This is a genomic window from Aromatoleum sp. (assembly GCF_032027225.1).
Taxonomy (GTDB): Bacteria; Pseudomonadota; Gammaproteobacteria; order Burkholderiales; family Rhodocyclaceae; genus Aromatoleum.
This window is the reverse complement of record NZ_JAVSMM010000019.1, coordinates 41,034-62,455: the sequence shown is the minus strand read 5'-3', so window position 1 is coordinate 62,455 and position 21,422 is coordinate 41,034. Positions and strand designations below refer to the sequence as shown.

Annotated in this window: 12 protein-coding genes, 1 tRNA gene and 1 pseudogene; 4 read left to right on the top strand and 10 right to left on the bottom strand. The window is 66.1% G+C overall.

What is annotated here, in order from left to right; all coding sequences use genetic code 11:
• Positions 1-14: 14 nt before the first annotated feature.
• From ROZ37_RS18000 to ROZ37_RS17980, 5 genes are read right to left on the bottom strand one after another with little or no spacing between them, the layout of a single operon-like run.
• Positions 15-665, bottom strand: coding sequence for a tetratricopeptide repeat protein (locus ROZ37_RS18000; RefSeq protein ID WP_312661407.1), 651 nt, complete (start codon positions 663-665; stop codon positions 15-17).
• Between the two features lie 15 nt (positions 666-680).
• Positions 681-1,472, bottom strand: a complete 792-nt coding sequence (locus ROZ37_RS17995) for an SDR family oxidoreductase (protein WP_312661406.1) — start codon at positions 1,470-1,472, stop codon at positions 681-683.
• Between the two features lie 10 nt (positions 1,473-1,482).
• The gene (locus ROZ37_RS17990; protein WP_312661405.1) at positions 1,483-2,136 is read right to left on the bottom strand and encodes an iron-containing redox enzyme family protein; all 654 of its coding nucleotides are present in this window, start codon (positions 2,134-2,136) and stop codon (positions 1,483-1,485) included.
• Positions 2,136-3,617 (bottom strand): AMP-binding protein, encoded by a 1,482-nt coding sequence (locus ROZ37_RS17985; protein WP_312661404.1) that lies wholly within the window; start codon positions 3,615-3,617, stop codon positions 2,136-2,138. Before ROZ37_RS17985 ends, ROZ37_RS17990 begins: the two co-directional genes overlap by 1 nt.
• Positions 3,601-4,293 carry a thermostable hemolysin gene (locus tag ROZ37_RS17980; RefSeq protein WP_312661403.1) on the bottom strand — a complete coding sequence of 231 codons (693 nt, stop codon included), beginning with the start codon at positions 4,291-4,293 and terminating at the stop codon, positions 3,601-3,603. Before ROZ37_RS17980 ends, ROZ37_RS17985 begins: the two co-directional genes overlap by 17 nt.
• A gap of 678 nt (positions 4,294-4,971) precedes the next feature.
• Between ROZ37_RS17980 and ROZ37_RS17975 the strand changes: the two genes are divergently transcribed.
• Complete coding sequence (locus ROZ37_RS17975) at positions 4,972-5,973, top strand: M14 family metallopeptidase (protein ID WP_312661402.1); 1,002 nt, start codon at positions 4,972-4,974, stop codon at positions 5,971-5,973.
• 4 nt (positions 5,974-5,977) lie between these two features.
• Positions 5,978-6,739 (top strand): alpha/beta hydrolase, encoded by a 762-nt coding sequence (locus tag ROZ37_RS17970; protein WP_312661401.1) that lies wholly within the window; start codon positions 5,978-5,980, stop codon positions 6,737-6,739.
• Positions 6,740-6,783: 44 nt separating this feature from the next.
• On the opposite strand, the gene ROZ37_RS17965 is transcribed toward ROZ37_RS17970, so the two are convergent.
• The 3 genes from ROZ37_RS17965 to ROZ37_RS17955 all read right to left on the bottom strand — a co-directional run bounded on the left by ROZ37_RS17965 (position 6,784) and on the right by ROZ37_RS17955 (position 11,035).
• Positions 6,784-8,055, bottom strand: coding sequence for an HlyD family type I secretion periplasmic adaptor subunit (locus ROZ37_RS17965; protein ID WP_312661400.1), 1,272 nt, complete (start codon positions 8,053-8,055; stop codon positions 6,784-6,786).
• Positions 8,056-8,148: 93 nt separating this feature from the next.
• Positions 8,149-10,386: a peptidase domain-containing ABC transporter gene (locus ROZ37_RS17960; protein ID WP_312661398.1), complete on the bottom strand. Its 2,238-nt coding sequence runs from the start codon at positions 10,384-10,386 to the stop codon at positions 8,149-8,151.
• 352 nt (positions 10,387-10,738) lie between these two features.
• Positions 10,739-11,035: a hypothetical protein gene (locus ROZ37_RS17955; RefSeq protein WP_312661396.1), complete on the bottom strand. Its 297-nt coding sequence runs from the start codon at positions 11,033-11,035 to the stop codon at positions 10,739-10,741.
• A gap of 117 nt (positions 11,036-11,152) precedes the next feature.
• Between ROZ37_RS17955 and ROZ37_RS17950 the strand changes: the two are divergent.
• Positions 11,153-15,696 (top strand): annotated as a pseudogene (locus ROZ37_RS17950) (N,N-dimethylformamidase beta subunit family domain-containing protein); the annotation flags it as partial.
• Positions 15,697-15,825: 129 nt separating this feature from the next.
• Positions 15,826-19,815, top strand: coding sequence for a DUF4082 domain-containing protein (locus ROZ37_RS17945; RefSeq protein ID WP_409449973.1), 3,990 nt, complete (start codon positions 15,826-15,828; stop codon positions 19,813-19,815).
• A gap of 206 nt (positions 19,816-20,021) precedes the next feature.
• Here ROZ37_RS17945 and ROZ37_RS17940 read toward each other — a convergent pair.
• Positions 20,022-20,097: transfer RNA gene (locus ROZ37_RS17940), tRNA-Thr, on the bottom strand.
• A 93-nt stretch (positions 20,098-20,190) separates the two neighbouring features.
• A complete protein-coding gene (locus tag ROZ37_RS17935; RefSeq protein ID WP_312661394.1) occupies positions 20,191-21,336 on the bottom strand; it encodes an HD domain-containing phosphohydrolase in 1,146 nt (381 codons plus the stop codon).
• Between the last annotated feature and the right edge of the window lie 86 nt (positions 21,337-21,422).

Here is a 21,422-nt window from a genome sequence, read left to right as displayed (position 1 = left end):
TGCCGCCGGTCCGGTCAGTGCAGCTCGGCTTCCACCTTGCCCAGCAGCGCGCGGATTTCGCCGCGACGCCCCTCGTCGGCGAGCGCCCGGCCGGGTCGGTCCGGTGCCGCCTGCGCGCGCAGCAACGCCGTGCGGGCTTGAGCATAGCGCTTCTGGTGGTACAGGTAATCCCCGTAGAAATAGTTCGGATCGATGCCGGTCGGATTGATTTCGAGGGCCTTCTGCAACATCGCCTCGGCCCGCTTGTCGTCGCCGAACCCGATCGGCCAGCCCGGGACCTGGTAGTACAGCGAGCCGAGGCTCGTGTAGGCCGAACCGTCGAGCGCGCGCGGGTCGATCGCGAGGGCGGCTTCGAAGTTCGCCCGCGCCTCCTTGACGAGACTGAGCGCGCCCAGCCCGCCCTTCGCGCCGGCCCAGGTGCTCAGGATGATGCCGTGCCAGATCAGCAGTTCGGGGGCGTCGGGCTCGGCCTTGACGGCCCGGTCGGCCGTCTGGCCGAGCGTCTCGAATGCCGCTTCGCGCGCGTCCTTCGGCAGCCGGTAGTTGATCTCGGCCCAGCGTGACTGCAAGCCGGCGAGCGCTTGGCGGCCTTCGTCGCTGAGCGCGAAAGCAGGCAGGCTGCACAGGCAGGCGGCGGTGACAACGAGATTGCGCAGGATTTGCATCGAGGGTTCCTCCTTTCAGGATCGGGTGCCGGCAAAACGCTTGATGACGGGCAACTGCTTGCGCAGCGCCTGATCCACCCGGCGCGGCAGAAGCTGATTCAGACGCACGAAAAGCCGCTCGGGCCAGCCGAGATAGACCTCTTCGCGCTCGTGGCGTAGCGCCTTCACGACGGCCGATGCGACGACCGACGGATCGTCCATCGTGACGCCGAGGTCGGCGTTCATCGCGATGATCGCGTCGCCGTTCATCGTCGTGCGTGTCGCGCGCGGGGCCACGTACAGCACGCGGACATGGGTGTCGGCGAGTTCGCGGCGCAGCGCTTCGGAGAAGCCGCGCAGCGCGAATTTGCTCGCGCAGTACGCGCTGAAGCCCGGATAGCCGATCGAACCGAAGGTCGATCCGAGGTTCAGCACGACCGCGCGCTCGCGGCGGCGCAGCATCGGCAGCAGGCGATGCGTGAGCTGCAGCGTCGCGGTGACGTTGAGCCCGATCAGCTCGGCGATCGCGTCCTCGTCGTGATTTTCGAGCAGGCAGAAGCGGTTGACGCCCGCCGCGTTGATCACGCAGTTCACCCCGCCGAAGTGCTCGGCCGCCCCCTCCACCGCTTGCCGCCCCGCAGTCGTGCGAATGTCCGCCTGCACGATGTCGACTCGGCCCGGAAAGCGGCGCGACAAGGCTTCGAGCGGTGCGGTGCGCCGGCCCACGAGCAGCACCTGCGCGCGCTCGCCGCACAAGGCCTCGGCGATCGCCTGGCCGATGCCGCCGCTCGCGCCGGTGATCAGGACCCGGCAATCATCGATCTTCATCACGATCCCCTCACGCCGCCCGCGGCAGGCTGCGGAACATGTCGCCGTACAGACGGTAGACGACGCGTGCCGTATGAACGACGGCCGCCTTGTCGCCGTCGTCGTCGAGGCGGTCCATCAGCGAGCGGAAGAATTCGATGTGTTCCTGGTCGAGGCTGCCGTGCGAGGTCAGGTAGCTGAAAGCCGTCGCGGGCAGGCCGAGGCGATCCTGGATCACACCGGCGGCGCGGGTTGCCAGCGCGACGCTCGTTCCCTCGAGGACGAGAACCATGCCGAAGAAGCTCACCGGGTTGTCGCGCGCGATGCGGTCGTGGACATACGCGACCATCAGCTCGGTCGGCAGGTTCGGCGTCGCGTCGCGCGCGGCGTCGGCGTCTGCGCCACAGGCCCGGATGTCGTCGAGGATCCACTTCTCGTGGCCGTTTTCCTCGCGCAGGTAGTCGATGACGGCCGTGCGCAGCCAGTCGAGCCGCGGCGGCAGGCGCGCGCCGCAGGCCATCAGCAGCGGCACGGTGTGGCGGACGTGGTGATAGGCCTGGCCGAGAAAGGCGACATAGCTCGCGCGCGTCACCGTGCCGGCCATCGCGTCGCGAATGATCGGCGCGCTCAACAGGTAGTCGCGCTCGGCGGCGGTCTGTTCGAGCAGGGATTCGTGAAACGACATCAGCGCTCTCCTGAAAGGGTTGCAGCGGCGGAGCCTGTTTCGACTGCGTCGCGGTAGGTCTCGAGCAGCGCCGCACGGCGTAGCCTGCCGTTGGCGGTCGCGAGTCCGTTCGCCGGCGTGAAGGGCTCGTCGGCGCGCAGCCAGTGGTGCACCTGCGCATAGTCGGGCAGCTCGCGATTGACGGCGGCGACCGCTTCGGCGAGCGCAGCGTCCGGCACGTCGGACCGCCGCGGCACCAGCACCGCGACGTTTGCGGGGAGGGCTTCGCCGTGCAGCCACGCCTGTGCGATCGGCAGTTGCTGGACAAGCTCCGCCTCGACCCATTCCGGGTTCACATTGCGCCCGTAGGCGGTGATGAACTGATGCTTGCTGCGCCCGTGCAGCACGAGGAAACCGTCGTCGAAATGTCCGAGATCGCCGGTCGGGAGCCACTCGTCGCTGCATTCGCCTTCGCCGAGATAGCCGAGCATCCGGGGGCCGCGGACGAGGACTTCGCCATCCGGCGCGATCCGCACCTCGGCGTGCGGCAGCGGGCGTCCGACGGTGCCGATGCGGCGCTCGGTCGAAGTGTTGAGGCACACGACGGAGCCGCATTCGGACAGCCCGTAGCCTTCGAACACCGGCAACCCGAGCGCGTCGGCGCGGCGCAGCAGCGCGGGCGACACGCGGCCGCCGCCGACGGCGATGAAGCGCAGCGATTGCGGCAGCGGCGCACCGCGCTCGGCCGCGGTAACCAGCATCAGCAGCAGTTGCGGCAACAGGATCACGCTGTGCGGTTCGGTACGGACGAGCGTGGCGATAAAGCGCTCGACGTCGAAGCGGGTCGCGCCGCCCAGACCGATGTCCGCCATCGGCAGCAGCTCGACGCGGGCGCCGGCGAGGAGCGGGGCGTACAGGCCGGCGATGTTTTCGAGCAGCGTCGCGAGCGGGAGCACGCACAGGTGACGCGCCACGAGGCTAGTCAGGCTCGCCTGCCACAGGCTGCGGGCGACTGCGAACTGCGTGCCGGCGTCGAGGCACACGCCTTTCGGCTGCCCCGTGCTGCCGGAGGTGTAGGTGATCTTCACGGTGCCCGCGGGGAGTTGGGGCGGTTGCTCGACAAGGCGCTGCGCGAGCTGATCTTGGCTCGCGCCGAAACCGGCGGCGTGGAACGCGCTGCTGTGGTCGGCGATCAGCGTGTCGATGCCGGCGCTGTCGAGCACGTGCGCGAGTTGCGCGGTCGAGAAGAAGGCCGGCAGTGGCACGCAGACCACTCCCGCGTGAAGCGCGGCGAGATCCCACAGCGCCCAGTCGATGCCGTTATCGAGCGCGATCGCGACGCGGCGGCAGCCGACGCTGCGCAGTCGCTCCGCGCGCACCGCGACTTCCCGTAGCGTTTCGCGGAAGTCGAGTTCGCGGCCGTCCTCGCGCAGCGCAGGGCGCTCGCCGTGCGCCCGCATTGCCGCAAACAGGCTATCGGGACAATCAGGCAACTGCGACATCGCAGCCTCCGAAGTCTCGAAGAAACCCCCGATAGCCCAGCCGCTGGTAGGCGCCCTGCCTCACGAGACGCTCGTGCCCGGCGCGGATGTCGCCGGCCATCACTTGCGGATGGCTGTCGTAGTAGCTGCCCCAGTCGCCGAGTTCGTCGCCCATGCGTGCCGGGTCCGCCTCGCCGAGCGCCAGCGGACTGAGATGGAGGCGGCGGAAGCTGTTCAGCACCTCCGGCGTCCCGGTGAAGACGACCCAGTCGAAGCCGTGCGCGACCAGGAGATCGGTGAGCGCGACGATCAGCAATCGCGCGTGCCCGGGGCCGCGCGCGGCGAGGTTGCCGACCTCGACGATGCGACTGCGCGCCACAGGGGTGCCCAGGCGTTGCCCGAGTTCCGCCTCGACGGGGCGGTCGAGATAGCGCTCGAGAAACAGCGCCTCCTCGATCGCGCCGCGCACCCCGACCGCGCCGTGGATGCGCCCCGCGTCGTCCTCCAGCTGCAGAAGGGTCGGCATGAACTGTCGCACCGACGCGCGGTATCGTGCAGCGAAGCGTTCGCGGATGAAGGCTTCCGCCGCGTCGCGCCGGCCGTTCGCGTCGTGTGGCGTGAGCGTGCGCAAGGTCAGCGCAGGGTCTCGCCCGATCCGCGCGATCGCATCGGGACAACAGCCGTTTCGAGGGTCCATGGGAGCATCGCAGTCGAAGACAGGATGCGATTCTTGCGGTCGGGGCTTAAGCGAGGCTTAAGCACGTTCGTCCGCCGGGAAGGCCGGCAGCGGATTCCCCGCCACGTGCGTTGCCGGCCAGTTTCCGCAGCGCCGCGGGCGCGACCGCGGTCGTCCGCTCGTGCGTTTCGGCGCGTGCGGAAAGGTCGCTCCGAGGGTGACGGAGCAGCTGTTTTTTCCTTATTCCACAGCCCGGTTTCGCGCGCTACATTGAGGCGTGGCCCCGGCGTCGATGAGGCCTGGAGGTGCGTCGCCCGCGATGCGCCCGTTGCAACGCGACGAACTCGAGCAGACCCCAGACAATGGCGCTTCCCATTGAAACTACAGGCGAGCGGACGAGTTGCCGGATCAGCGCGCTCATCGGCGGCTCGCCCGGCGGTCGTCGGTCAGCCGCCACGGATAGAGCCAGTTGTCGACGAAGATTTCATCGAGGATCGCTTGCAGGTCGAAGAATTTCCAGCGCATGCGTTCTCCTGGAGGCAAGTAATGACGACCCGGCCACCCTACCGATGAAACATGGCAGTCTCGTGTCGGAGCTCGATCCGCGGACGCGCGCCGCTGCGCCGCTTCGCTACCTGCCCGTCGCCTTCCCCGCGGTTTTTCCCGGTTTTCTCCTGACGTCCGGCCGTGGTGCTCCCCGTGATTCCCGAACTGCTTGAACTCGAACACGTCATCGACGCAGGCAGCGGCCGCCTTGAGACGCGGGTGATCGCCGAAGTCGACGAAGCGGGAGAAAAACTGCCGATCTATCTCGTCGCACTGGGAAACCCCGACCGCGCCGCGCCGGCAATCGGGTTCTTCGGCGGCGTGCATGGGCTCGAGCGAATCGGCTCGGACGTCGTGATCGCGTATCTGCGCCACCTCGTGATGCGCCTCAAATGGGATTCGGCCTTCCACCGCCAGCTGGAATCCGTGCGCCTGATCTTCATGCCCCTCGTGAATCCGGGCGGTATGCGGCGCGGCACGCGCGCCAATCCGAACGGCGTCGACCTGATGCGGAATGCGCCGCTCGATGCGCGCGAACGCGTGCCGCTGCTGGTCGGCGGGCAGCGGATCAGCGCGCGCCTGCCGTGGTATCGCGGCACGCGCGACGGCACGATGGAAACCGAGAGCCGCGCGCTGTGCGACGTCGTCGGCGCAGAGCTCCTCGCCCGCGACTTCAGTATCGCCCTCGATTGCCACTCCGGCTTCGGGTTGGGCGACCGCATCTGGTTCCCGTATGCCCACACCCGCAACCCCTTGCCGCAGCTAGCGGAGGTGTACGCGTTGAAGGAGATCTTTCGCCAGACGCACGTCCATCACCCGTACATCTTCGAGCCGCAAAGCCATCAGTACCTGACCCACGGCGATCTCTGGGATTACCTGCATCTGCGCGCGTGCGCGACCGCCGAAAAGATCTTCCTGCCGCTGACGCTGGAAATGGGCGCATGGCTGTGGATCAAGAAAAACCCGCGTCAACTCTTCTCCCGCCAGGGGATCTTCAACCCGCAGATCGCGCATCGGCAGCAGCGCGTGCTGCGCCGGCACCTGTCGTTGATGGATTTCCTCGCGCGGGCCGCCGCGAGCCATCGCTTGTGGCTGCCGGTCGACGAGGCGCGCGACGAGCACCACGCGCGGGCGATCGCCGAATGGTACCGATGAGCCGATGAAGACCTGGATCCTGCTGCGTGGTCTCACGCGCGAAAGTCGTCATTGGGGCGATTTCCCGGAGTCTTTCCGGCAGGCCGATCCCGGCGCGCGCGTACTGACGATCGACTTTCCCGGCAATGGCGTCTTGCATCGCTCGGCCAGTTCCGCCGACGTGCGGGAAATGGCCGGCCATTGCCGCGCCGAATTGGCGCGCCGCGGCGTCGCACCGCCGTACGACGTGCTGGCGATGTCGCTCGGGGCGATGGTGGCGGTGGCGTGGGCGCACGCGTATCCCGGCGAAGTGCGCCGCTGCGTGCTGATCAACACGAGCCTGCGCCCCTTCAGCCCGTATTACCGGCGCCTGCGTCCGAGCAATTATCTTCCGCTTCTGAAGCTCGCCGTTTTCGGGGGGAGTGCGGCCGAGTGGGAGGCGAGAATCTTCAGCGCGACCAGCCGGCTGCGCGCGGAGACATCGGAGGTGCTGAAAGACTGGGTCGCTTTTCGCGACGAGTATCCCGTCACGCGGAAGAACGCATGGCGGCAACTGTGCGCTGCCGCGCGATATCGCGCCCCGGCTGCGAAACCCGCCGCGTCGCTGCTGCTCCTCGCGAGCCGAAACGATGCGCTGGTCGACGCCCGCTGCTCGCAAGCCCTCGCCGACGCATGGAACTGCCCGATCAGGATGCACCCGCGCGCCGGGCACGATCTTCCGCTGGACGACCCGCGCTGGGTGATCGAGCAGGTTCGCAGCTGGATCGGGACCGGTGATGGCGGTTGAGGTAGCGGAATCGGCGTGTTCTTCGGAATTTGCCACCCGCGATGCTACGGGTCACGCAGTCCCTCATCGAGCGAGCGGATGACGGGATAGAGGAGGTAGGACATGACGGTGCGATTGCCGAACACCACCTCCGCAGTAAGCGTCATTCCTGGCAGGAATCGAATGTCCGGAGACACCCCGTCGAGCGTCGGGTCCTCTACCGTCAGACGCGCCAGGTAAAACGCTTCGCGGCCGAGGTTCTGCGCCTCTCCTCCCCCTTGCGGACGGATGAAGGAGTCTTCGCTCACGGTCCGGACCCGCCCCTTGATGACGCCGTACTGCTGGAAGGGAAACGTGTCCAGCTTGATGCGCACCGGATCGCCTGCGCGGATGTAACTGATGTAGCGGGCGTCGATCTCGACCTCGGCCTCGAGCAGCGCGTCGAGGGGAACGAGTGTCAGCAACGGTTCGGCTTCCTTCAATACCGACCCCGTCGATCGCTTCGCAATCTCCTGCACCACTGCATCGACCGGCGCCGTCACGATCGCGAGCTCGGTCTTCCGCTCAGCCTTCTTGAGCTGATCGGCCGCCGCGTCCCGGTCGCGCTTCACAACGACCAGCTCCTCCATGACTTTCGAGCGCCAGTCCTGGCTGAAGGACGTCCGGTCTGCTTCGAGCTTGGCGATCTCGCGCGTGAGCTGGCCCGTGTCACTCAGCAGTTGCTCCAGATCTCGCTCGGTCTGGAGGCGATCCCGCTGGACTTCGAGGACCTTCAGCTTGGGCGCATAGTTTCCCTGACCGAGTGATTCGTGCATGCGCTGGATCTCCAGGGTCTTCTGCAGCCGCTCGCGCAGGACCGTCTCTTCGCGCTTGTTGCCCGCGATGGCCGCCTTGAGGCGCTTGACGTTCTCGTCGAGCGAGGTGAGCCGCGACTCGAGATTGGCGCGCCGCTCCTGGAATAGCCGCAATTGCAGCAACTCCTCGGCATTGCCCGGCGCGTCCGCAGGAGTCTTGGCGCCGGACAGCTCCGCCTCGAGCCGTCTCGTCTGCGCGTCGAGACTCGCGTGCCGGACACTGAGTTGTGAGAGATCGGAGCTAACGAAGGTCGGATCGAATGTCGCGAGCCGGGTCCCCTTTTTCACGACCTGACCCACCTGCACCTCGACGCTGCGGATTATCGACGGTTCGAGTGGCTGCACGACGACCGTCGGCGTGGTCGTGATCAGCTTGCCGCGGCCGACGACGATGCGATCGACTTTGGCGAAAAACGCCCACGTCGCCGCGACGATCAGTAAGCCGGCCAGCAGGTAGAGCGTGACGCGGGCCGGCCAGGGCATCGGCTCGTTCTCGATCGCCTCCGCGTCGGACAAAAATCCGCCGCGAACGGCTGGAATCAAAGGGTCGGTGGGCATCTGCGGCGGATCAGCACCCTAAAGATGTTTCGTCTGCTGATTCCACAGACGCCGATAGATCTCGCATCGCTGCACCAGTTCATGGTGGGGGCCAACGTCGGCAATGTGACCCTGGTCGAATACGACGATCCGGTCGCACTGGACGAGGGTCGTCAGGCGATGGGAGATGATCAGGACGGTGCGACCGGCGCGAATGCCGCCGAGCCGCGCAAGAAAGATTCCCTCGCTCTCCGGGTCGAGCGCGCTCGTCGCCTCATCGAGAATCAGGAAGCGCGGCTGAGTGAGCAGTGCGCGTGCGATGGCGAGACGCTGTTTCTGCCCACCGGAGAAATTCTCGGCATTTTCTTCGATCGGCGTATCGAAACCCTGTGGCAGACGCTCGATGAACTCGTGCGCGCCCGAAATCTTCGCAGCCGTGATCACTTCGTCCATCGAGGCCCAGGGCTTGGTCGCCGCGATGTTTTCCCGAACGGAGCCGCGGAACAGGAAACTATCCTGCAGGACGGCGCCGATGTTATGGCGCAAGTGAGACAGATCGATTTCACGGATGTCGACGCCGTCGAATCGGATCACACCCTCCTGCACGGGGTAGAGCCCCTGCATTAGGCGAGTGATCGTCGTCTTGCCCGACCCGCTCTTGCCGACGATGCCGATGAGCGACCCTGCAGGAATGGAAAGGGAGACGCCGTCGATCACCGGATTGCCGCCCGCCGCGTAGCGGAAGCTGATTCGGTCCAGCTCCACGGCGCCGGTCAGGTGCGGCGTCAGCCCCGACGTGCGCTGCTGCTCTGGAGGATGGTTCATTACCGTGGCCAGCATGCGGACCGACAGCGCCGTTTCCTGATACTCCTGTACCAGCGAGACGATCTGCACGAGCGGGCTAACGACGCGCCCGGAGAGCATCTGGAAGGCGATCAGTGCGCCTATCGTGAGGTCGTGGTCGAACACCGCCTGGGCGCCGAAGGCGATGATCGCGACAACCATGGTTTTTTCGAGAAAGCCGGTGGCCGCCTGGGCGGAGATTCCGATCTTTCCCACCCGGAAGCGCGTCCGAATTGCTGCCGCGGTTCGACCGTCCCACTTGCGACGCTGGATCGGCTCGATCGCGAGCGTCTTCACGGTTCTCATCCCATGGATGGCTTCGACCAACATCGCCTGCTTTTCGGCCTCGGCGTTGTAGAGGTCGAGCAGCCGCCGTCGGAACGGGCCGATCATGGACGCCACGATGACCGCGATCGCGCCCGCAAAGAAGAAAACGACGCCTGTCAGCTTCGCGCTATAGAAGAGCAGCGCCGGTATGACGACCAGGAGTGCACAAGCGTCGAGAAGCGTCAGGAAGAGGCGACCGGTGAGGAACTCGCGGATTTTCTCCGCCTGCTGCATGTGGCGCACGAGCACCCCCGCGGAGCCTCCCTCGAAGTAGTCGATCGGCAGCGCAAGCAGATGGCTGAAGGTCCGCGTCGCAAGCCGCAGATCGATCTTGTTGGATGCGTAGAGAAGAAGGTATTGGCGGACGAAGCCGAAGACCGATTCGAACAACAGGGCGAGCATCACGCCGACCGTCAAAACGTACAGCGTCGACTTGCTCTCGTGCGCGACGACCTTGTCGATCACGAGCTGGAAGAAGATGGGGACGGCAAGCGCGACGATGTAGAGCGCGAGGGTGCCGATCGCGACGTCGCGAAACGCCGATCCCTGCCGCAGGATCTCCGGAATGAACCAGCGCAGTCCGAAGGGTTGGTGCGGATCGCTGAGGCGGTAATCACGCTGGATGAAAACGACCCCTCCCGTCCAGCGCTCCTGAAAACGCTCAGCCTCGAGGAGGAAAACGCCGTTCTGGGCGGCAAGCGGGTCGAACACGGCAACGCGTACCCCGTCCGGAGTTTGATGCATGCCCGCGACGACGACGCTGTTGTCGTTGTCGAGTCGCGCGATGACCGGATAGGCCCGGTCCAGGGCAATGAGGCGCTCGAAAGTGAGGCGCTCCGCCCGCGCACGCAGTCCCAGCTTCTGCGCAATGGAAACGATCTGCGCTGGGACCGGCTCCTTTTCCGAGAGGCCATATTCCAGCGCCAGCTTGTCGCAGGACGTCGAGATGCCGAAGTGCGCGGCTACAGCCACCAGGCAGCCCAGAGCCGTGTGGCCTGCGGTTTCCGAGTCGTGGAACTCCCTTGCATCCGGCGCGATCCGCTCCTGGTCAGCGGAAGGAGACGCGTCGGTTTCGAAATGCTCGGTTTCCGCGGCAGCTATCTGCATGATGCGGGCGACACGAAAGGCGTTTGCCGACGCACATTCGGGCAGGCGCGTTGGCCGAGCGTGGGGGCACGGATGTTACCGGGCGGCGGCGGGCTTTCTCCTGGATCGACGGCGGTCCGTTTCATTGCGCCCGCAGTTGCTCGTCCGATCTGCATCGAAATTCCTCCACGGAACCTCTTGTCCCCAGCCGACGGTGGCTCGCGCGGTGTGCAGCTGATCGGCGGAGAAGAGGCAGACGATCGCGGGCCCCGCGTTCCGAGAAGACGAATTGACAGGCGTAAGCGTCGGAGAAGCGATGAGGGCGCGGCCTCGCCCGTCGAGAGGACGCCGCCCGATCGTAACCGACCGCTCCTCAGGAATAGCGGGAGGGAAAATTCGGCGAGCTGGCGGATTTCGCAGTCGCCTTTTCAGAGGGGGGTTCGACACGCCGGACGGCGCCGCCCTGAACCAGTTCCCGCGCGACCCGTTCGATGAGATCCCGCGCATTCATGAAGCTCTCAAGAGTCATGATGATGCGCTCCCGATGCACCGGCCTGGGATTGCCGTCGGCATCCTTCTCCGACGGGGACACGGTAAAGGTGTCGATACGGACGGTGGGTCCCGTCACGGTGATTTCGCTGATGCCGTCTACGAACACTTCATGATGCATCGCTGAATTCTCCATTGGACGACCTCAGGCCATGGTAACAGTGGGGAAATTGATCTTCCGTTACGAATAGTCTAATCATGAAAACTAGAAAAAGCGGGCAGGTCCGAGGGGGTGCGCATGCGGTCCATAAAGTCAAGACGGCGCGCATCCGCGAGGTATCTGGCAAGAAAAAGCGCGGTTGAGGACGATTCGAAGCAGGCGTTCGAGCAGCGGACATCTCGCATCGGCGAGCTGATCGCCGGCGGCGCTCCCGAGGGTTCACGCTCCTCGCCGGCACGCGACAGCACGTTCGCGCGCGATACAGGAGACGCGAAGGGAGCCTTCGCTCTCGCAAGGGGCGAGGGTCGGTTGTCCCGTCATAGCGTAAAGGGGCAGGGCGCCAGCGCACCCAGACTCGTTGGTCTTGCCGCCACGGCGGCCGAGGGGAACGACGTCGGTTTCGGAATTCCCGGCAGCGCGGCGCGAACCGGCTCCGGTTTCGGCTTTCACGTCCAGAAAAGCAATCCGGATATTGCGGAAGGTGCGCGGGGTCCGACCGAAGGACAGAGGCCGGTCGTCTCCAACGCGACCACATTCTCCACGTCCGTCGAGCTTCGGGATGCCGCGGGTGGCGGAGTGGGCGTTGAAACGTCCCTCGAACCGGCGTACTCGGACCTCGGCACGCTCGGCGCGACTGAAGTTCAGGCGTCGCCGCCCGTGGACAACAGTCCCGAAAGCCTCACGCGCGTGGCGCCGCAGAGACTTGCCGGCTCACCCCGCGCCGATCGCATCGCCGCCGGCGCTCGCCCGGCCGAGCTCGACGCCCGGGAGGGGAACGATGAGCTCGTGGGCGGGACCGGCGGCGATGTCTTGATCGGCGGGGCGGGCAACGACGTCCTCGAGGGCGGCGGCGGCAGCGATATCGCCCGCTACCGCGGCTCCGTTTTCGAATATGACATTTCGCGGATCTCTTCGACGCAGGTCAGGGTCACCCACGCCCGCTCCCGTGCGGGACAGAACGACGGCAGTGATCTGCTGCGCAACGTCGAGCGGGTGGATTTCAAGGACCGCAAGGTCTTTCTCAACGGTTCCAACAATGCGCCGCTCCTGCAGGCCGACGAGGGCTTGGCGACCGTCGACGGCCAGTCCCTGGCGATACCCTTCGGCTGGTTGCTCGGCAACGATGTCGATTTCGACGGCGATCGCCTGACGATCACGCAGGTCAAGGCAAAGCCGGCGGATAGCGCAAGGATCGTCGGCAATTCCGTCGTCTTCACGCCGCCGGTGGGCATCCAGTGGGCGCTCGCCGGTTTCTCGTCCTACGAGACGACCTTCCTGTACACCGTGGCCGACGGCAGGGGAGGCACCGCGACGACTTCGGCGACGGTCACCGTCAGCCGTCCGACGGATCTGCGCGGACTTCCCGCCGGCGCGGCAGGTCGCTCCCTCGAGGGCGCGGGCGGTCCCGGCGAGGCTCCCGGCGCTATCTTCACGAAGACGGCCGGCCAGTCGGTGAGCGGGACCGATGGGGAAGATCTCATCCTGGTGCCGACCTCGGGCGCCATGACCGGCGGCATCATCGATGGCGCGGGAGCGGTAGACGAACTGCGCTTCACGAACACCGATGCCGTGCAAACGCTGACGTTGGGCAGTTCGCTCACCAATGTCGAGCAGTTTGTGATCGGTACCGGGACGGGGCCGGTGGCCGACAGCTCCGGGACGATCGCCCATCGCGTCAATGCGAGCGGCGTCGGCTACGGTCTGGGCATTACCGGCAACGCGGGCGGCAACACGCTCACCGGCACGGCGTTCGCCGACCGAATCGACGGTGGCGCGGGCAACGACACGATGACCGGGGGGGGCGGCAACGACAGCTACGTCGTCGACAGCACGGCCGACGTCGTGACCGAGTCCTCGACCACCGGCGGCACCGACACCGTGCTCGCGAGCGTGAGCTATACGCTTCCGGCGCGGGTCGAGAATCTGGTGCTCACCGGCACCGCCGACCTTAACGGCACCGGTAACGGCCTCTCGAATATCATCACCGGCAACGGGGGAAGCAACTCGCTCGCGGGGGCGGGTGGCGCCGACACGCTCGACGGTGGCACGGGGGCCGACGTGATGACGGGCGGGGCGGGTAACGACACCTACTTCGTGGACGACCCAGGCGATGCGGTGACCGAGGCGTCCAATGCTGGCACCGACACTGTCCGCGCGAGCATCACGCACACGCTCGGCGCCAACGTCGAGCGCCTGGTGCTCGACGGCAGCGGCGACCTCGAAGGGACCGGCAACACCCTCGCCAACGCCCTTACCGGAAACGCCGGCAACAATGCCCTCGACGGCGGCGCGGGCGCCGACACGATGATCGGCGGTGCAGGCGACGACCGCTACACGGTCGACAACTCGGGCGACGTGGTTACCGAGAACGCAGGCGACGGCGTCGACGTCGTGAATGCCGGCGTAAGCCATACGCTGGCGGCCAATGTGGAGAACCTCGTCCTCACCGACACGAACGCACTGACGGGGGCCGGCAACGCCCTTGCCAACGACCTGACCGGCAACGCCGCGGCCAATACCCTCAATGGCGGAGACGGGGACGACACTCTTGCCGGCGCGCCCGGCAACGACCTCGTCGACGGCGGGGCAGGCATCGACACCGCGCGCTTCTCGGGGCTGCGGACCGACTACGGCGTCACGGCGGGTGCGGCGGGCGAATTCACCGTCGCCGATCTTCGCGCCGGGACGCCTGACGGCGCGGATACCATTCGCAACATCGAGTTCCTGCAGTTTTCCGATGTCACGGTCTCGGTAGGGGGAGCGAACCAGCCGCCGGTAGCGGCCGCCGACGCGGGCACGACCAACGAGGACACCCCGTGGTCGGTGACCACGACGACCCTCACCGCGAACGACAGCGACCCCGATGCCGCCGATGTGCTGTCCGTCACCGGCGTCGGCAACGCCACCAACGGCACCGTGCTTCTCGGCGGCGGCAACGTCGTGTTCACGCCGACGCCGAACTTCAACGGCACCGGCAGCTACACCTACACGCTCTCCGACGGTCGCGGCGGGAGCGCCACCGGCAACGTCAGCGTCACCGTCAGCGCGGTCAACGACCCGCCGATCGGGAACAACGATGCCGGCTTCAGCACCGCAGTCGGCACGCCGGTGACCATCTCGGCGTCGGCGCTGCTCGCCAACGACACCGACGTCGACAACAGCGTGCTCACCGTCGCCAATACGGGCGGGGCGGTTAACGGCACGATTGAGGCGAGCGGCGACAACTTCATCTTCACCCCGACCGCCGGTTTCACGGGCAATGCGAGCTTCACCTATCAGGCCAGCGACGGTCAGGCGTTGAGCAGTCCGGCGACCGTCAGCATCGTGGTCGGCGCGGCGGGGCCGAACGAGATCGTGCTCGAGAACCAGAAACCGGGAAATCCGAAGAGCGAGTGGGACGTCAGCAGCTACGACACGAGCATCGAGGGGTATGTCGCGCAGTTCAGCGTGAACCAGGGCGAAACGGTCCGGTTCAAGGTCAAGACCGACGCCACCGACTACCGGATCGACATCTACCGGCTCGGTTACTACAACGGTGACGGCGCGCGGAGGGTCGCGACGGTGCAGCCCGTCTTCCTCGGGGCGCAGCCCGGCCCGGTGACCGACCCTGCCACCGGGGTCGTGGATGCGGGCAACTGGACGGTTTCGGCCACCTGGGACGTTCCCGGCGACGCCGTCTCGGGCGTCTATATCGGCAAGCTGGTGCGGGAGAGCGGGCCGGCCGGGGCCAACCACATTCCATTCGTCGTGCGCGACGACGACGGCAGCTCCGATGTCCTGTTCCAGACCTCGGACACCACGTGGCAGGCCTACAACGACTGGGGCGGCAACAGCCTCTATTCCGGCTCGCCGGCGGGGCGGGCTTACAAGGTCAGCTACAACCGGCCGATCAACACCCGTTTCGGCAGCGTGCCTGGCCAGCCCGAGGACTTCCTGTTCGACTCTGAATACCCGACGCTCCGCTGGCTGGAGGCTAACGGTTACGACGTGTCGTATTTCTCGGGCATCGACAGCGATCGGCGCGGCGCCGAGATCCTCGAACACAAGGCCTTCCTGTCCGTCGGTCATGACGAATACTGGTCCGGCCAGCAACGGGCCAACGTCGAAGCGGCGCGCGACGCGGGCGTCAATCTCGCGTTCCTCAGCGGCAACGAGGTGTTCTGGAAGACGCGCTGGGAAAGCATATCGACGGCTCCGGCACGCCTTACGCTACGCTGGTCTCGTACAAGGAAACCCATCCGGTCGGTATCGACGATCCCAGCGCGCAGGCCACCGGCACCTGGCGCGACCCGCGCTTCGAGAGCGACGCGGGCCGCCCCGAAAACGCACTGACCGGGCAGCTATTCACGGTCAACGACGGCAGCGATCCGCCGACGCGGATAACGGTGCCGGCGGAAGACGGCATGCTGCGGTTCTGGCGCAACACCGGTCTCGGCACCACCGACACCACCCTCGCGTCCGACATCCTTTCCTACGAGTGGGACGAAAACCTCGACAACGGCTCCCGGCCTGCCGGGACGATCCGGCTTTCGTCGACTTTCGATCCGAGCACGAGCCGCCTGCAGGACTTCGGCTCGACCTATGGGACGGAAGCGGCGACGCACAGCCTCACCCTGTACCGCGCCGGCAGTGGCGCCCTCGTTTTCGGCGCCGGCACCACGCAGTGGGGGTGGGGACTCGACGCGGTGCACGATGGCGCATCCCCGACGGACAGCAGGATTCAACAGGCGACGGTCAATTTTCTCGCCGACATGCACGTGCAGCCCGCGACGCTCACGCCGGGATTGACGGCTGCGACCGCCTCCACCGACGCCACGCGACCGACCTCGACGATCACGTCGCCGTCTGCCGGCAGCGCGCTGCAGCCCGGCACTGCGGTGACGATCACCGGCACGGCGTCCGATGTCGGCGGGCGGGTCGGCGGCGTGGAGGTGTCGACCGACGGCGGCACCAGCTGGAAGCGCGCCTCCGGGCGCGCCAACTGGACCTTCAGTTGGACGCCGGCCACCGAGGGCAGCGTCAGTATCAAGAGCCGCGCGGCTGACGACAGTCTTAACCTGGAAAGCCCGGGAGCGGGCATAAACGTCACCGTGGGCAGCGGTGGAACGTCGGGCATGAATTCGTTGTGGTCCGCCTCGACGACCCCCGCCGTCGTCACCGACCCAGACAGCGCATCCGTCGAACTCGGGGTGAAATTCGTACCCAGCGTTGCCGGCCAGGTCACCGGCATCCGCTTCTACAAGGGGCCGCAGAATCTGGGCACCCATACCGGCAGCCTGTGGACGTCGACCGGGACGCAGCTTGCGACCGCCACCTTCACGAACGAAAGCGTGAGCGGCTGGCAGCAGGTCAACTTCGCCAGCCCGGTCTCGGTGACCCCGGGCACGACCTATATCGCGTCCTACTTCGCGCCGCAGGGCAAGTACTCGATCAATGAGAACTACTTCAACGCCGCTTACACGAACGGCCCCTTGACGGCCCCCGCGAGCGCGGCCTCGGGCGGCAACGGCGTTTATCGGTACACGGCCACCGGTGCTTTCCCGGCGTCGACCTTTGCCGCCTCGAACTACTGGGTCGACGTGGTGTTCCAGTCGGGCCCGGTCAATCAGCCGCCGGTAGCCAATCGCGATTCCGTGTCCACCGGTGAAGACACGGCCCTGACGCTGTCGGCAGGCCAATTGACGGCCAACGACACCGATCCGGAAGGTAATCCGTTGACCATCACTGGCGTCAGTGGCGCCACGCACGGTTCGGTCACGCTGACGGGGGGCAACATCGTCTTTACGCCGACCGCGAACTTCAACGGGCCGGCAGTCTTTCAATACACGCTGTCCGACGGTAGCGGCAGTGCGACCGGGTTCGTCGATGTCGCGGTCACGCCGGCCAACGATCCGCCGGTTGCCAACAACGACGGCGGCTTCAGCACGCCCTTCGGGACCGTGCTGAACATCCCGCTGTCCACGCTGCTCGGCAACGACACCGACCCCGACAACGAGACTCTCACCGTCGATTCGGTCGGGGGGGCGGTGAATGGTTCGGTCACGCTGGCCAGTCAAACCGGCAGCGCGGTGTTTGCGCCGAATGCTGGCTACAGCGGGCCGGCGAGTTTCACCTACACGATCCGGGATCTGAGCAATGCGACGTCCACCGCGACGGTCAGTTTGACCGTCGCGGCCGAAGGCAATCAGCCTCCCAGTGCCGTCGCGGACGTCGCGACCACCAGCGAAGACAACCCGGTGACGATCGCCGTGCTGGCGAACGACTCCGATCCGGACGGCAATCCGCTCACCGTGTCGCTACTCAACCTGACGGGCACGCAAGGGACGGCGGTCATCAACGCCAACAACACGATCACCTACAGTCCTGGCGGCGCATTCCAGTCCCTGAACGCGGGGGAGCAGGCTACGGACAGTTTCACGTATCAGGTATCCGACGGGCAGGCGGCGACGTCCTCCGCTTCGGTCTCGGTGACCGTCACCGGCGTGAACGAGGCGCTCCCCAATCCGATCGTCGCCGAGAATCAGCGACCGGGAACGCCGCAGAGCGTATGGGGGATCAACGCCCCGACCACCGCGATCGAGGGCTTCGCCACCGACATCAGCGTGGATCAGGGCCAGACGGTCGACTTCAAGGTCAACACCGCCGCCTCCGACTATCGCATCGACATCTATCGCATGGGGTATTACCAGGGAAACGGCGCGCGCTATGTCACGACGATCGAGCCCTCGTCGATCACCCGCCAACCGGCGCCCCTCAAGGGCTCCGATGGACTCACCGACGCCGGCAACTGGAGCGTTTCCGCGTCCTGGAGTGTGCCCACCGATGCCGTCTCCGGCGTCTACATCGCGCACCTGGTACGCGAGGACGGCACTTTCGGCGAGAACCATATGTACTTCGTGGTCCGGGACGACGACGGTCGCTCGGACATGCTGTTCCAGACCGCCGACACCACCTGGCAGGCCTACAACCTTTGGGGCGGGGAGAATTTCTACACCGGCACGCCGTCCTCGCCGACCCAGGCGCATAAGGTCAGCTACAACCGGCCGTTCGGACCGGCGACGAATTCGGTCAACGTGCCGCTTTTCGACTCCGAGTACCCGATGATCCGCTGGCTCGAAGCCAATGGCTACAACATGAGCTACAGCACCGGAGTCGACACCGACCGAAGGGGGCAGGAATTGCTCGAACACAAGGCCTTCCTGTCCGTCGGCCATGACGAATACTGGTCCAATCAGCAGCGCGTCAACATCGAGGCCGCTCGCGATGCCGGAGTCAATCTTGCGTTCTTCAGCGGCAACGAAGTCTATTGGAAAACGCGCTGGGAGGACGACCATCGCACTCTCGTCAGCTACAAGGAAACCTGGTCGAACAGCAAGATCGACCCGAGCAGCGAGTGGACCGGAACCTGGCGCGATCCACGGTTCAGCCCGCCGAGCGACGGCGGACGACCGGAAAACCGGTTGACCGGCTCGATCTTCCAGGTCGATTCCTACCGACTCGACACGATCGAGGTCCCCGCTGCCGACGGCAAGATGCGATTCTGGCGCGACACCAGCGTCGCCGCCCTTGCCGCCGGCCAGACGGCGACCCTGACCCCCAACGTCCTCGGCTACGAATGGGACGAAGACCGCGACAACGGCTTCCGTCCCCCGGGCGCAATCCGCCTGTCCACGACCAACCTCGGCGTCACGCAGTATTTGCTCGACTACGGCAGCACCACCGGACCGGGAAGCGCCACCCACAACCTGACGATGTACCGTGCGCCGAGCGGGGCGCTGGTTTTCGGCGCGGGCACGACGCGCTGGTCGTGGGGGTTGGACAGCGACCATATCAACGAGTCCTCGACCGTCGATCCACGCATGCGGCAGGCCACCGTCAATCTTTTTGCGGACATGGGCGTCCAGCCCGACTCGATCCTGCCTGGCGTGGTGCGGGCGACGAAGTCAACCGACACCGTCGCGCCTACGTCGTCGATCTCTGCGCCGACCGCCGGCGCTTCCTTCCCGCTCGGCCAGACCGTGACGATCACCGGGTCCGCCTCCGACAGCGGGGGTCGTGTCGGCGGGGTGGAGGTCTCGGTCGATGATGGGATCAACTGGCATCCGGCCTCCGGCCGGGAGAACTGGTCATACTCCTGGCGGCCGACGACCCCCGGATCGGCCGTCATCAGGTCACGGGCGATCGACGACAGCCTGAACATGCAGACGTCGAATACGAGCGTCACCGTCGACGTACAGGGCAGCAACACCGGCCCGTGGAGCCTGTTCGGTCCGACTGCCATCCCGACACTCGTCAATGTCGCCGACCCGAATCCGGTCGAACTCGGCGTCAAGTTCACATCGGATATCGATGCGCGGGTGACCGCGGTGCGGTTCTACAAGGGCTCGCAGGACACGGGCCCTCACGTCGCGAGCATCTGGACCGCGACCGGAACCCGGCTTGCGACAGCAACCTTCACCAACGAGACCGCGAGCGGCTGGCAGCAGGCGGACTTCACCTCGCCCGTCCCAGTGCAGGCAGGACAGATCTATATCGCCTCTTACCACACGCCGACGGGATTCTATTCGGCGGACACCGGCTACTTTTCGACGCAGGGTGTGGACGTAGGACCCTTGCACGCCCCCGCAAGTCCGCTCGTGACGGGAGGGAACGGCGTATATATGTATGGCGCGAGCGCGTTTCCAACGAACACTTGGAACGGCTCAAATTACTGGGTCGACGCCGTTTTGGCCGCCCCATAGCAGGAGGGAAGCAGCGGCGCGGCCAGAAGAAAGGAGCCCGGGAGGTTCTACAGTTACCCCTCGATCATTTTCTTCGTCGGCCGTTCGCCGCCTGCCGAAGCACAATCCCGACATCGGCCGTGGTCAGGCGAGCCTACTCTGTTCGCACCGGTTCTCGGTGGAAAACCGGTGAATGAACATGAAACGGCAAGCTCGGAAAATTCCATTGGTGCCGACAATCTGACTCGAACAGATGACCTACCGCTTACAAGGCGGTTGCTCTACCAACTGAGCTATGCCGGCGCGGGCGGGATTATAGCCGAAAGCAGGAGGCGGGCAGGGGTTGGAGACGAGGCCCACGAGGCGGTGCGAGCATGTGCTGGGGGGCGGAAACGATCAGTGCGGCGGCGTTTCCTGATAGCGGTTGTAGATCGCTTCCACTTCCGGGCGGCAATCGACGAGTGCGGTGACCGCCGGCGGGTACAGGTGGTCGCCCGACATGCGGACGATTTCCTCGAAGGCGAGGTCGAGAGTCCAGGCCGGTTTGTAGCTGCGGGAGCAGACGATCGCGTCGAAGACGTCGGCGGTCGCGACGATGCGGGCTTCGAGCGGGATGGCGGCGCCGGCGAGGCCCAGCGGGTAGCCGCCGCCGTTCATGCGCTCGTGATGCGCGCTGACAATGTTGCGCAGCATGTCGATGTTCGCGAAGTTCGCGAGGCCGAATTCGCCGATCAGGCGCTCGGCCATCTGCACGCCGACGGCGACGTGTTCACGCATCAGTTCGCGCTCTTCGTCGTCGAGCCGGCCGGGTTTTAGCAGGATGCGATCGGGGACGCCGACCTTGCCGATGTCGTGAAGGGCGGCGAACAGGAAGACGTGCTCGACGTATTCGTCGGACAGGCCGTGGCTCGGCGCGAGTTCGCGTGCGATCAGCCGTGCATAGCGCGCCATGCGGTCGAGATGGGCGCCGGTCTCGAGGTCGCGGACGTGGGCGAACTCGCTCGCGAGCCGGAGACCGCCGACGAGCATCTGGATCGCAGACAGCTCCTGTATCACGATCATGCCGATCAGGTGCCCGGAGGGAAGCAGGTCCGCGACGACCTGTTCGGGGAAGGCGCCCGAATCATGAGAGTCGAAGAACAGGAAGCCGAGCAGCCGGTTTTCCTGGCGCAGCGGCAGCGTCAGCGTCGACCGGTAGCGCTCGCCGTCGGGCCGGCCGCCGCGGCGCAAGGCCGGCGTGACTTTAGATTCGAGGTCGTCGAGCACCTGCGCCTCGCCGCGCTCGGCGATCTCGACGAGGCAGGGGGCGTCCTGCAGGCGGCACGAGCAACCGTCGAGCTCGGTGCCGCTGTCGGCGAAGGTTTTCAGCAGTCCCGACTCGGAATCGTAGAGCGCCAGCGCGATCCGGTGGACGGCGGGGTGGCGCTCCCGGACGCAACGATGCACGCCGCGCATCTTGCCGGTGACCGACGAAAGATGCAGTTTGCTCGCGTGGCGCGCAGCAGCGGAAGCGAATTCCTGCCAGGTTTCCTGTGCGGGCATGGAAATTGTCGTCGTTTTGTCTCCAGGCGATTATTCCGCAGTCCGCTTCGGGCGACTAGTACTTTCGGAATAGGGCAGCACGCCTG

Excerpts from the sequence above, each read along its gene's own strand:
- ROZ37_RS17990 (WP_312661405.1), bottom strand. The coding sequence starts at position 2,136 with ATGTCGTTTCACGAATCCCTGCTCGAACAGACCGCCGCCGAGCGCGAC.
- ROZ37_RS17995 (WP_312661406.1), bottom strand. The coding sequence starts at position 1,472 with ATGAAGATCGATGATTGCCGGGTCCTGATCACCGGCGCGAGCGGCGGC.
- ROZ37_RS17945 (WP_409449973.1), top strand. The coding sequence starts at position 15,826 with ATGCACGTGCAGCCCGCGACGCTCACGCCGGGATTGACGGCTGCGACC.
- ROZ37_RS17980 (WP_312661403.1), bottom strand. The coding sequence starts at position 4,293 with ATGGACCCTCGAAACGGCTGTTGTCCCGATGCGATCGCGCGGATCGGG.
- ROZ37_RS17960 (WP_312661398.1), bottom strand. The coding sequence starts at position 10,386 with ATGCAGATAGCTGCCGCGGAAACCGAGCATTTCGAAACCGACGCGTCT.
- ROZ37_RS18000 (WP_312661407.1), bottom strand. The coding sequence starts at position 665 with ATGCAAATCCTGCGCAATCTCGTTGTCACCGCCGCCTGCCTGTGCAGC.
- ROZ37_RS17955 (WP_312661396.1), bottom strand. The coding sequence starts at position 11,035 with ATGCATCATGAAGTGTTCGTAGACGGCATCAGCGAAATCACCGTGACG.
- ROZ37_RS17965 (WP_312661400.1), bottom strand. The coding sequence starts at position 8,055 with ATGCCCTGGCCGGCCCGCGTCACGCTCTACCTGCTGGCCGGCTTACTG.
- ROZ37_RS17985 (WP_312661404.1), bottom strand. The coding sequence starts at position 3,617 with ATGTCGCAGTTGCCTGATTGTCCCGATAGCCTGTTTGCGGCAATGCGG.
- ROZ37_RS17970 (WP_312661401.1), top strand. The coding sequence starts at position 5,978 with ATGAAGACCTGGATCCTGCTGCGTGGTCTCACGCGCGAAAGTCGTCAT.
- ROZ37_RS17935 (WP_312661394.1), bottom strand. The coding sequence starts at position 21,336 with ATGCCCGCACAGGAAACCTGGCAGGAATTCGCTTCCGCTGCTGCGCGC.